This window comes from Streptomyces sp. NPDC048606 (genome assembly GCF_040650855.1).
GTDB lineage: Bacteria > Actinomycetota > Actinomycetes > Streptomycetales > Streptomycetaceae > Streptomyces.
On sequence record NZ_JBEZIB010000005.1, the window covers coordinates 277,261 to 288,434 of the forward strand.

9 protein-coding genes are annotated in these 11,174 nt (G+C 74.7%); 5 read left to right on the forward strand and 4 right to left on the reverse strand.

What is annotated here, in order from left to right:
* Nucleotides 1-52: 52 nt before the first annotated feature.
* The 4 genes from AB0D01_RS08355 to AB0D01_RS08370 form a co-directional block, all read right to left on the reverse strand.
* Nucleotides 53-1,579: an FAD-binding oxidoreductase gene (locus AB0D01_RS08355; RefSeq protein ID WP_363054271.1), complete on the reverse strand. Its 1,527-nt coding sequence runs from the start codon at nt 1,577-1,579 to the stop codon at nt 53-55.
* A gap of 166 nt (nt 1,580-1,745) precedes the next feature.
* Nucleotides 1,746-2,960 carry an FAD-dependent oxidoreductase gene (locus AB0D01_RS08360; RefSeq protein ID WP_363054272.1) on the reverse strand — a complete coding sequence of 405 codons (1,215 nt, stop codon included), beginning with the start codon at nt 2,958-2,960 and terminating at the stop codon, nt 1,746-1,748.
* A gap of 5 nt (nt 2,961-2,965) precedes the next feature.
* Nucleotides 2,966-3,367: a hypothetical protein gene (locus tag AB0D01_RS08365; protein ID WP_363054273.1), complete on the reverse strand. Its 402-nt coding sequence runs from the start codon at nt 3,365-3,367 to the stop codon at nt 2,966-2,968.
* 79 nt (nt 3,368-3,446) lie between these two features.
* Nucleotides 3,447-3,908, reverse strand: a complete 462-nt coding sequence (locus AB0D01_RS08370) for a GNAT family N-acetyltransferase (protein WP_363054274.1) — start codon at nt 3,906-3,908, stop codon at nt 3,447-3,449.
* Between the two features lie 210 nt (nt 3,909-4,118).
* Here AB0D01_RS08370 and AB0D01_RS08375 point away from each other — a divergent pair, with 210 nt between their 5' ends.
* From AB0D01_RS08375 to pcaB, 5 genes are all read left to right on the forward strand, one after another.
* Complete coding sequence (locus AB0D01_RS08375; RefSeq protein ID WP_363054275.1) at nt 4,119-5,093, forward strand: NADPH:quinone reductase; 975 nt, start codon at nt 4,119-4,121, stop codon at nt 5,091-5,093.
* 154 nt (nt 5,094-5,247) lie between these two features.
* Complete coding sequence (locus tag AB0D01_RS08380; RefSeq protein ID WP_363054276.1) at nt 5,248-5,787, forward strand: SRPBCC family protein; 540 nt, start codon at nt 5,248-5,250, stop codon at nt 5,785-5,787.
* Between the two features lie 123 nt (nt 5,788-5,910).
* Complete coding sequence (locus AB0D01_RS08385) at nt 5,911-7,482, forward strand: AMP-binding protein (RefSeq protein WP_363054277.1); 1,572 nt, start codon at nt 5,911-5,913, stop codon at nt 7,480-7,482.
* 37 nt (nt 7,483-7,519) lie between these two features.
* Entirely contained in the window at nt 7,520-9,505 is a 1,986-nt protein-coding gene (locus AB0D01_RS08390; protein WP_363054278.1) for an FAD/NAD(P)-binding protein, read from the forward strand.
* Nucleotides 9,505-11,049, forward strand: a complete 1,545-nt coding sequence (gene pcaB / locus AB0D01_RS08395) for a 3-carboxy-cis,cis-muconate cycloisomerase (RefSeq protein ID WP_363054279.1) — start codon at nt 9,505-9,507, stop codon at nt 11,047-11,049. Before AB0D01_RS08390 ends, pcaB begins: the two co-directional genes overlap by 1 nt.
* Nucleotides 11,050-11,174: the final 125 nt, after the last annotated feature.

Below are 11,174 nucleotides of genomic sequence, written 5' to 3' on the forward strand. Positions count from 1 at the left end.
CGCGGCCCCGCCGCGCGAGGCGGGGCCGCCCGACGGGCGACGTGCGGCGGCCTCAGTCGATGGACTGGGCGAAGCGGAAGAAGCGGTGCGGGTCGTAGGTCCGCTTGACGCTCTGCAGGCGGGCGTAGTTGCGGCCGTAGTAGGCCTCGCGCCAGTTGGTGAGCGCCGGGTCCATGTAGTTCTGGTACGAGCGGCGGCTGGAGCGCGGGTAGAGGGTTCCGTAGCCGCCGTCCACCCAGGCCTGGGCCCGTTCGCGCTGCTCTCGGGCCGGGTCGGGGACGGTGAGCCCGACCTGGAAGCCCGCCTCGAACAGCACGTCGCGGTGGACGAAGGCGGTGGCGCCGGGCGCGACGTCGTTGATCCGGCCGCCGTAGGAGAACAGGCCCAGGAAGCGGAACTGGCCGGGCTGGGGGTCGGTGTGCAGGACGGCCAGCGCGGCTTCGGCCGTGGCGCGGCTCCAGCGCTGGTTGAAGTAGACGTTGCGGTAGGTCGCGTAGTTCTCGCGGGGCAGGCGGGCGCGGGGCGAGTAGCCGATGCGGTGGCACTCCTCGACGGTGGCGTCCCAGCAGCCGTACACCTTCATCATGGCCCGCTGGTACGGGAGCTCCGTGACCTCGCGGCTCGCGGTGGGCCGGCCGGCGGCCCGGACGAGGCGGTCGAGGTGGCGGTCGGCGACGTTCTGCGCGCCCAGGTACGCGCCGGAGACCACGACGGTCGGGGCGGTGCCCTCGGGCGAGTCCTCGGGGAGCAGGACGAGCAGTTCGGAGGCCAGCTCGCGGGGGCCCTCGGTGATCCAGTCCTGCCAGGCGAGGATCACGTCGGCGGCGTGGGCCCCGTCGAAGGTGAGGTTGTACACGCTCATGGTGGGCACGGAGACGGGGCGCAGCTCGACGTCGGTGAGCACGCCGAAGTTGCCTCCGCCGCCTCCGCGCAGGGCCCAGTACAGGTCGGGGTGGGAGTCGGCGGACGCGTCGACGATCGAGCCGTCGGCCAGGACGACCCGGGCGGACACCAGCCGGTCGCTGCCCATGCCGAAGGCGCGGGCGGTCAGTCCGAGGCCGCCGCCCTGGACCCAGCCGCCGACGGCGACGGTGGGGCAGGTTCCGGAGCCGAGCTGGAGGCCGAGGGGGGCGAGGGTGTTGAGGATGTCGACGCCCTGGCTGCCGGGGCCGAGGCGGACGGTGCCGCGGCCGGGGCGGATGGAGTTGAGCCGGGAGACGTCGATGACGAGGCCGGTGGTGGTCGAGTAGCCGGCCTGGCTGTGGCCGCCGCTGCGGACGGCGACGGGCAGGCCGTGGTCCTGGGCGAAGCGGACGCAGTGGACGACGTCGGCGCTGTTGGCGCAGTACGCGACGGCCTGCGGGCGGATCACGTCGTAGCGCGCCATCTGGAGCTGCTTGGCCTGGTCGTAGCCGGCGTCGGTCGGCAGGACCAGGGTGCCGGTCAGGCGGGCGCGCAGGGTGGCGAGCGGGGCGGGGCCGCCGGCGAAGGCCGCTCCGGCGAAGGCCACGCCGGAGGCGGCGAAGGCGGTGGCGCCGGTCGCGGCGCCGGCTCTGAGGACGGTCCGTCTGCTGATCATGTGCGGGTCTCCGGGTTCTCGTGAAGGGGCCGTGTGGTGGGTGGGTGGTGCTGGGGGTACGGGTGGTGCGCTCGGGGGCACGCCGGTTCGGGGCGTGCCCCTTCGCGGGGTTTGGGGGGTGGGTCGCGGGGGCCTCGGGGCTCGGGGCGGTGGCTCGGGCGCCGGCTCAGGCGGTGGCGGCGCGCCGGGTGCGGAAGGCCGGGTCCGCCTGGCGCAGCAGTTCCTCGGCGTCGTCCATCGGCGGCCTGATCCACTGGCCGGTCAGGGTCCGCTTGAGGGTCTTGGCCTCGGGGCCGGTCAGCCGTACGGTGCGTTCCCAGCCGGTGGTGGACACCGCGCCCGCGCCGCCGAGGTCCAGGGTGGTGACGTAGGGGGCGGGGGCGAAGGGCAGCGGCGCGGCGCCGGTCAGGTCCGCGGCGGCGTTGTGCCCGGCGTGCTTGCCGAGCGGGATGGCGTACTGGCAGCTCGGCAGCGTGGTGTGGCCGGAGTCGGCGCGCGCGGCGGCGGTGTCCCCGGCCGCGTACACCCCGGGGACGCCGCGGACCCGCAGGAACGCGTCGACCTCCAGGCGTCCGAGCGCGTCCCGGCCGGCCGGGAGCAGGGCGGTCAGGGCGCTGGCGCGGACCCCGCCGGTCCACACGACGGTACGGGCGGGCAGCCGGGTGCCGTCGGACAGGACGGCGGCGTCGGGTTCGACCCGGGCCAACGAGGTGTTCAGCCGGGTTTCGACGCCGAGGGTCTCCAGCGCCTCGGCGATCACCGGGCGGGGCCCGGGGCCGAGGCCGGGCGCGAGGGTGTCGGCGCGTTCGAGGAGCAGTACGCGGACCTCGGCGGCGGCTCCGTGCGGGGCGGCGAGCGCCCGCAGCCGGCCGACGAGCTCGGTGGCCGTCTCCAGGCCGGTGAAGCCGGAGCCGACGACCACGGCCGTGTACCGGCCGGGCCCGGGGCCGAGTGCGGGCAGGCCGCGCAGGTGGGTGTCGAGGGCGGTGGCGCTCTCCAGGGAGTCCACGTCGAACAGCAGGTCGGCGCCGGGCAGGGCCGGTCTTTCCAGTCGGCTTCCGCTGGCCAGGACGAGCCGCTCGTAGCGCAGGGTGAGGGCGCGGCCGCTCGCGTCGAGGGCGGTGATCCGGCGCCCGTCGGGGTCGAGGCCCGTGACGGTCGCGGAGGTGCGGCGGACCCCGACGGGGCCCAGGACGCGGTCGAGCGGGACGCGCATGGTGTGGGGTTCGGCTTCGTACAGGCGCGGGCGCAGGACGAGGTCGTCCCCGGGGCTGACCAGGCCGACGCTGTGGTCGGCGCCGGCCGCGCGCAGGGCGCGGACGGCCGCGGCGGCGGCCCACACCCCCGCGAACCCCCCGCCGACGACGAGGATGTCCGGCATCGGCCTCAGCCTCCCGCGCGGGCGGCGTGGAGGGCGGCGGGCCGGGTGATCCGGTCCAGCAGGGCGTGCGCCTCGTCCACGGCCCCGGCGGTCGCGGGGTCGGTGCCGGGGCCCGTGAGCAGGGGCAACAGGGAGCCCAGCAGACCGGCCAGGCGGCCGTCGTTCTCGTGGATCAGGGTCATGGTCCCCTCGGCGAGCGCGGCCCGCACCCGGGGGGCGGTGAGGGTGCCGTCGCCGGCGGAGGCGGTGAGCAGCAGCTCGCAGAGCCGTTGTTCGAGGGGCGTGGGCGTCCAGCGGGCGGCCTCGATGTCCTGGCGCAGGGCCCGGACGAGGGCGCGGACGCGGTCGGGTGCGGCGGTCCGCGACGCGGGGGTGCGGCGGGCCGTGGCGGAAACGTGCTGGTTCATGTGGGTCAGCGTGGGGGGCCTCGCGCAGGGCGTGACCAAGAACCGGCAAGGACCGGGAAGGGCGGGCGGGTGTGGCCGGTTATCGGCCGGCGCCCGGCGCCCCGTTGGTGTCGACGGCGAAGTGCAGGGCCCTGATGGTCAGCGCGTGCCGGTGGTAGAACCGGTGGGCGCGCTGGTTGGTGACGCCCGAGTCCAGTTCGATCCGTACGCAGTCCCGGGCGCGGGCCAGCGACTTCAGCTCGTCGAGGAGCCGTTCGCCGATGCCCGCGGAGCGCAGTCGGGGGTCGGTGACGAGGTCGTCGACGAACAGCACCCGGCCGCGGCTGGTGGCGAGGACGCGGTGGCCGGCGACGCCGAGGCAGCGGTCGGCCTCGTCGTAGGCGGCGGTGAACTCCAGGCCCTGCGCCTGGGCTTCGGCGCTGAAGCGCTCGAATCCCTCGGCGTCGAGCGCGGGCCGCAGGGTCCTGATGAGCGGGCCGACGTCGGAGCCGATCCTGGGGTCGCCGGCGGGGAGCCGGCGCAGGGTCACGGGCGTGGTCATGTCGGCAGGCTAGGAGGGCCGGCCGGACGGGCGCTGGAGCGCCGGCCGCGTACGACTTGACGTGTTCCGGCGGGACTTGACGGAACCGGGACGGTCGGCGGGGGCGCCGGAGCGGGGAGGTGACACACCAGCGCCGGGGAGGTGACGGACCTCGGGCGTTGATCGGCTCCGGCCACCCCGGGGCGCCTTTTCGCCACCAGACTCCGGGGCATGCGAGCTGCCTACATAGATGAACTCGGTCCTCCGGACGTCATCCGCCACGGCGAACTGCCCCCGCCCGTGCCCGCGGACGACGAGGTGCTGGTCGACGTCGAGGTCACGGCCGTCAACCACGTGGACACCTTCGTGCGTTCGGGTGCCTGGCGGACGCCGGTGCCGTTCCCCTTCGTCATCGGGCGGGACCTGGTGGGCACCGTGGTGGCGGCGGGCCCGGAGGCGCCGGGCTTCGCCCCGGGCGACCGGGTCTGGTGCAACAGCCTCGGGCACGCGGGCCGGCAGGGCGCGGCGGCGGAGCGGGTGGTCGTCCCCGCGGACCGGCTGTACCACCTGCCGCCGGGCGTGGACGCCGTCGACGCGGTGGCCCTCGCCCATCCCGCGGCCACCGCCCACCTGGCCCTGTTCACGCACGGGCGGGTCCGGGCCGGCGAGACGGTGCTCGTCCTCGGGGCCGCCGGGAACGTGGGCAGCGCCGCGGTGGTGATGGGCGTACGGGCGGGTGCCCGGGTGATCGCGGTCGCCTCCGGGCGGGACGCGGCGTACGTCCGCTCGCTCGGCGCCTCGCACGTGGTCGACTACCGGACGCAGGACGTGCCGGCCGAGGTGCGACGGTTCGCGCCGGACGGGGTGGACCTGCACATCGACACCTCGGGCCGCAACGACCTGGAGACGGCGGTGGACCTGCTGGCCTCGCGCGGCCGGATCGTGATCCTCGCGGGGCTGCGCACGCGCCCGGTGCTGCCGGCCGGGGCCCTGTACCTCCAGGACCGTTCGGTGCACGGGTTCGCCATCTCCCACGCCCGGGCCCCGGAGCTGGCCGACGCGGCGGCGAACATCAACCGGCTGCTGGCCGAGGGGGTGTTGAAGCCGCACGCGACCGAGGTGCTGCCGCTGAGCGAGGCGGGTACGGCGCACCGCCGGCTCGACGAGGGTCGGGTGCGCGGAAAGCTCGTCCTGCGCGTCTCCTGAAACCACCGTGAACCTCCTGGGACCTCCTGGGACCTCCTGGGACCTCCCCGAAGAATTCGTTCCCTCCTGCGATGCACTTCCCCGGAAAAACGAACCTGACGGATCTCGTTTTCGCCCGTTGACCGCCCCGATGGATAAAGACAGGATTTCAGCCATGACGAACATCATCGAAACCTCCCCGCTCTTCGAACTCGACGCCCGCATTCACGTGAACGCCACCCCCGAAGAGGTCTACGCGGTCGTCAGCGACCTGCCGCGCAGCGCCGAGTGGAGCCCGGAGTGCATGGGCGGCGAGTGGATCTCCGGCGAGCCGTCGCAGGTCGGCTCCATCTTCCGCGGTGAGAACCTCCGCAGCGAGCAGGTCGTCGCCTGGGCCCCGCTGGTCCGCGGCACCTGGTACACCGACGCCCGCGTCACGGCGGCCGAGCAGGGCCGCACCTTCCGCTGGATGATGCTGACGCACGCCCAGGAGGACCAGGAGAGCATCTGGGGCTTCGACGTCGAGGCCGACGGCTCGGGCACCACGCTCACCCACCACTTCCGCATGGGCAAGGCGACCGCCGGCATCCACAAGATCGTCGCCGACCTCGACGAGGACGGCCGCAGGCGTTTCGTGGAGGACTGGACCGCGAAGCTGGAGAAGGACCTCGACGCCACTCTCGTCCGCATTCGGGACGTCATCGAGAAGGGCTGAACGGAATCGGGTTCCCGCCACCGGGAATCCCTTTCCTTGACGGCCTGCACATGACCACCGAATTTCTTCGAAGATCCCCGTAGAGAATTCGCCACCGGGAATTCAAACACGAGAGAGTGACGGATGTTTCTCCAGCGCATAGGTAACAAGGGAATTCGCCTCGGCACGCTGTTCGACCGCGCCGCCGCCCGGCACCCCGGCAACTTCGTGGTCCTCGACCACGACCTCGACATCGCCCCGGAGTTCGGTCGGCGGGCCACCCTCACCGAGGTGTCCGAGCTGGTGGCCGAACTGGCCTCCCGACTGTGGTCGGTGGAGGTCCGCCCCGGCGACCACGTCGTGGTGCACAAGGGCGACGGCTTCGACATCACCCTGCTGGCCTGCGCGATCGCCCGCATCGGCGCGGTCCCGGTCCTGCTGTCGCCCAAGCTCGACGGGGCGACGGTCGCCGAACTGCTGCGCCGCGTGGGACGGCCCTTCCTGGTGACCGACCAGGAGAAGCTGGAGAACTCGCTGCCGGCCGAGGTGCTCACCCTCTCCCGCGAGGTGCTGCTCGCCTCCGGCGAGTTCGACGGCGCGACCACCTTCGCGTCGCTCGCCGGGGCCCCCCGGGTGCCGGCGGTCGCCATGCCCGCCGACCACCCCACCCTGATCACGCACACCTCCGGCACCACCGGCACCCCGAAGCTCGCCGTGCACACCGGCACCAGCTTCCAGGCCCGCTACCGGCCGCAGGCGGCCGTCGTCGCCTCCGCGGTCCGGCGCAGCGAACCGATCGCGGTGCACGTGTCGTTCGTCCACTCGCGGATGTTCACGGCGATGCCCATCGCCGTCCTCCAGGGACACCCCCTGATCGTGCTGCGCGACGACGACCCGGAGACGGTCGGCGAGCTGTTCAGCCAGGTGCCGCCCGGCTTCATCGAGGCGCACCCCAACACCTTCCTGCGTTGGGAGGTGCTCGCCGAGGACCCGCGTCGGCCGCTGGCCAACGTCAAGTACTTCTCCAGCACCTTCGACGCGATCCACCCCCGGACGGTCAACCGGCTGCTCCAGGCCTCCGCCCGCAAGAACCGCCGCTTCGCCCAGGCCTACGGCCAGAGCGAGGTCGGCCCGATCGCCGCCCGTACGTACTCCCCCAAGGACGGCGCCGACTTCAACGGCCGCTGCATGGGCGTCCCCTTCCCCGGCATGACGGGCGTACGGGTCGTCAGCCGCGACGGCAACCCGCCGGACCGCGACAACCCGGGCTGGATCGAGGTCCGCAGCGACGGACGGATCATCAGCTACCTCGGCGAGCACGCGCGCTGGGAGAAGCAGGTCAACGACGGCTGGTGGCGCATGGGCGACGTCGGCTACCGCACCAAGTGGGGTTGCCTGCACCTGCTGGACCGCGAGGTCGACGAGATCCCGGGGGTCCGCAGCACCCTGGAGATCGAGGACAAGCTCTTCACCCGCGTGCCCGAGCTGGTCGAGGTCATCATCATCCCCGGCCCCGACGGCACCGCCGTGCCCGTGGTGAGCACCCGTGACGACAAGCCGCTCGACGCGGTCGCCTGGAAGGCCGCCGTGGCCGACCTGCCGCCGTTGGCGGAGCCCGTGCAGTGGCGGCTGGAGGACCTTCCGCAGACCGCCACCACCAAGATCAAGCGCCTGGAGCTGGCCCGCCTGCTCGGCGACCGGGAAACCGCCCACTGACGCCTCGCGCACCGACGCGGGAAAGGAGCACCCCCACATGACTGCCAACAAGAGCCGGATCGAGCTCGCCGTCATCGGCGCCGGGCCGCGCGGACTGTCGGTCCTGGAGCGGCTGATGGCCGCCGAGCGGACCGCGCCCTCGCGCGAAGCCGTCGTCATCCACGTCGTGGACCCCTCGGCGCCGGGCGCCGGGACCGTGTGGCGCACCGCCCAGTCCCGGCAGCTGCTGATGAACACCGTGGCCTCGCAGATCACCGTGTTCACGGACGACAGCGTGCGCATCGACGGCCCCATCGAGCCGGGGCCGAGCCTCTACGAGTGGGCGCAGGGCCTGGCGCTGCTCGGCGACCGCGAGAGCCACGACGAGGCCACCCTCGCCGAGGCCCGCCGGATGGGCCCCAACACCTACCCGACGCGGGCCTTCTACGGCACCTACCTCGCCGACTGCTTCCGGCGGGTCGTCGAGGGCGCCCCGGGCCACGTCACCGTGCACGTGCACCGCACCCGGGCCGTGGCCATGGCCGACACCCACGGCGTGCCCGGCGGCCCGCAGGGCGTCCGACTGGAGGACGGGGTCCGCCTGAACGCCCTGGACGCCATCGTGATGGCCCAGGGGCACGTGGCGGCCCGACTGACCAGCCGCGAGGCCCGCACCGCGAGCCTGGCCCGGATCCACCACCTGACGTACCTGACCCCGGCCAACCCGGCCGACCTCGACCTGAGCGGCATCCAGGCCGGCCAGAACGTCCTGCTGCGCGGTCTGGGCCTGAACTTCTTCGACCACATGGCGCTGCTGACGGCGGGCCGCGGCGGGGAGTTCGTCCGCGAGGGCGAGCGGCTCGTCTACCGGGCCTCGGGGCAGGAGCCCCGGCTGTACGCCTTCTCCCGGCGCGGGATCCCCTACCACGCGCGCGGCGAGAACGAGAAGGGCGCCCACGGGCGCTACCACCCGAGGCTGCTCACCCCCGAGTTCATCGCCGCGCTCAAGCGCGACGCCGCGGACGGCACGCCCGTCACCTTCGGCGGCGACCTGTGGCCGCTGATCTCCCGCGAGGTCGAGAGCGTCTACTACGCCACCCTCCTGGAGCGGCGCGGACGGGCCTCGGCGCGCGAGGCGTTCACCGAGGCCTACCTCGCGCTGGAGCCCGACGCCGACCCGGCGCCCCTGCTGGCCGGCCACGGCATCGAGGCGGCGGACCACTGGGACTGGGAGCGGCTCTCGCGCCCGTACGGCGACCGGGAGTTCATCGGCCGCGAGGACTTCACGGCCTGGCTGCTGGAGTACCTGGCGCGCGACGTCGTCGCCGCGAAGGAGGGCAACGTCAGCGGTCCCGTGAAGGCGGCCCTCGACGTCCTGCGCGACCTGCGCAACGAGATCCGCCTCGCCGTCGACCACGGCGGGTTGGAGGGCACCTCGCACCGCGACGACCTGGAGGGCTGGTACACCCCGCTCAACGCCTTCCTGTCGATCGGCCCGCCGGCCTCGCGCATCGAGGAGATGGCCGCGCTGATCGAGGCCGGTGTCCTGACGGTCCTCGGCCCCGGCGTGCAGGTGCGCATCGACACCACCGCCCAGCTCTACGTCGCCGAGTCCTCCGTGGTGCCCGGCCCGGCGATCCGCGCGACCGCGCTGATCGAGGCCCGACTGCCCGAGCCGGACCTGCGGCGCACCGCCGACCCGCTGCTGCGCCACCTGCTCGACACCGACCAGGCGACCCCGTACCGCATCGAGGCCCAGCAGGGCGGCAGCTACGAGACCGGCGGCCTCGCCGTCACCGAGCGGCCGTTCCACATGCTCGACGCGCGCGGCCGGGCGCACCCGAGGCGGTTCGCCTACGGGGTGCCCACCGAATCCGTGCACTGGGTGACGGCGGCCGGCATCCGTCCGGGCGTCGACTCGGTCACCCTCGGCGACTCGGACGCCATCGCCCGCGCGGTGCTGTCGCTGCCGGCGGTCGCGCACGTGCCCACCGGGCTGGCGCCGGTGGACGCGGGCACCGACCTCACGGGAGTGATCGTCTGATGCCGGGCGGCCTGGGCGGTACGGGCGGGCTGCGCCTGGTGGGCGCGGCCGGGTCCGCGGGGCCCGCCGGCGCCCGCGGCGCCGGGAGCGGTCGGACGACGGGAAGTCCCGACGGGGTCTCGACCGCGGCCGGTCCGACCGGCCCGGCCGTCGCCCCCGACGCGGGGCTCCTGTCGCCGGTGCGCGCCGGCACCCCCGTCGAGGCGGCCACCGGCGACCCGGCCTGGCTCCAGGCCATGCTGGACGCCGAGGCCGCCCTCGCCCGGGCCCAGGCCCGGCTGGGCACCCTGCCGTGGCCGGCCGCCGACGCCATCACGGAGGCGGCCCGCGCCGAACGGCTGGACCTGCGCGCCCTGGCCCTGGCCGCCCGGGAGACCGCGAACCCGGTCGTCGGGCTGGTCCGGGCGCTGACGGCGGTGGTCGCCTCCGACGCCCCGGAGGCCGCCGAGTACGTCCACCGGGGCTCCACCAGCCAGGACATCTTCGACACCGGGGCCATGCTGGTGGCCTTCCGCGCCCTGGCCCTCGTACGGGACGACCTGGAACGCACCGCCAAGGCGCTGGCCGTCCTCGCCGGGGAGCACCGCGACACCCTGATCGCGGGCCGGACCATGGCCCTGCAGGCCGTGCCGACCACCTTCGGTCTGAAGGCGGCGGGCTGGCTGCGGCTGGTCAAGGAGGCCGAGCAGCGCCTGATCCGGGTCCAGGAACAGGGGCTGCCCGTCTCCCTGGGCGGCGCGGCCGGCACGGTGGCCGGGTACGTCCAGTACGCGGTGCTCGACGCCGCGGACGGCCCCGGCGGCCTGCACGAGCCGGGCTCCTACTACGACCGGCTGACCGCCGCGTACGCCGCCGAGACGGGTCTGGCGCGGCCGGTGCTGCCCTGGCACAGCCTGCGCACCCCGCTCGCGGATTTGGCGGCGGCGCTGGCCTTCACCGCGGGCGCCCTCGGCAAGATCGCCGTGGACGTCCAGGGGATGGCCCGCACCGAGGTCGGCGAGGTCGCCGAGCCGGGCGGCGCCGGACGGGGCAGCTCCTCCGCCATGCCCCACAAGCGCAACCCCGTGCTGTCCACGCTGATCCGCAGCGCGGCCCTCCAGGTGCCGGCGCTCGCGGGGGCCCTGACGGCCTCGCTGGTGTCGGAGGACGAGCGCTCGGCGGGCGCCTGGCACGCCGAGTGGCTGCTGCTGCGCGAGTGTCTGCGCCTGGTCGGCGGGGCCTCGTACACGGCGGCCGAGCTGGCCGAGGGCCTGGAGGTCCGGCCGGACCGGATGCGCGCCAACCTCGACCTGACCGGTGGCCAGGTCGTCTCGGAGCGGGTCGCCGCCGTCCTCGCCCCCCGGTTGGGCAAGGCCGAGGCGCGGAGGCTGCTGAACGAGGCCGCTGCCACGGCCGCCGACGAGGGCCGTCCGCTGGCCGAGGTGTTGGCCGGCTCCGCCGAACTCGTGGGCGTGTTGAGCCCCGAGGCCGTGGCCGCCCTGTGCGACCCGGCCGGGTACACCGGCGCGGCGGGCGCCCTCGTCGACCGGGCGCTGCGGTCCTGACCGTCCCCGACGGCCCCGTCCCCGCCCGGCGTGGGGGGGGCCCCCCCCGCCCGCCCCGGCGCCGGCGCCCCGGTGCCCCCCCCCGGAGGGCCCCCCCCCCCCGAGGGGCAGCGGGGGCGCCCGGG

Coding starts and splice junctions, on each gene's coding strand:
- AB0D01_RS08360 (WP_363054272.1), bottom strand. CDS start 2,960: ATGCCGGACATCCTCGTCGTCGGCGGGGGGTTCGCGGGGGTGTGGGCC.
- AB0D01_RS08365 (WP_363054273.1), bottom strand. CDS start 3,367: ATGAACCAGCACGTTTCCGCCACGGCCCGCCGCACCCCCGCGTCGCGG.
- pcaB (WP_363054279.1), top strand. CDS start 9,505: ATGCCGGGCGGCCTGGGCGGTACGGGCGGGCTGCGCCTGGTGGGCGCG.
- AB0D01_RS08375 (WP_363054275.1), top strand. CDS start 4,119: ATGCGAGCTGCCTACATAGATGAACTCGGTCCTCCGGACGTCATCCGC.
- AB0D01_RS08385 (WP_363054277.1), top strand. CDS start 5,911: ATGTTTCTCCAGCGCATAGGTAACAAGGGAATTCGCCTCGGCACGCTG.
- AB0D01_RS08355 (WP_363054271.1), bottom strand. CDS start 1,579: ATGATCAGCAGACGGACCGTCCTCAGAGCCGGCGCCGCGACCGGCGCC.
- AB0D01_RS08370 (WP_363054274.1), bottom strand. CDS start 3,908: ATGACCACGCCCGTGACCCTGCGCCGGCTCCCCGCCGGCGACCCCAGG.
- AB0D01_RS08390 (WP_363054278.1), top strand. CDS start 7,520: ATGACTGCCAACAAGAGCCGGATCGAGCTCGCCGTCATCGGCGCCGGG.
- AB0D01_RS08380 (WP_363054276.1), top strand. CDS start 5,248: ATGACGAACATCATCGAAACCTCCCCGCTCTTCGAACTCGACGCCCGC.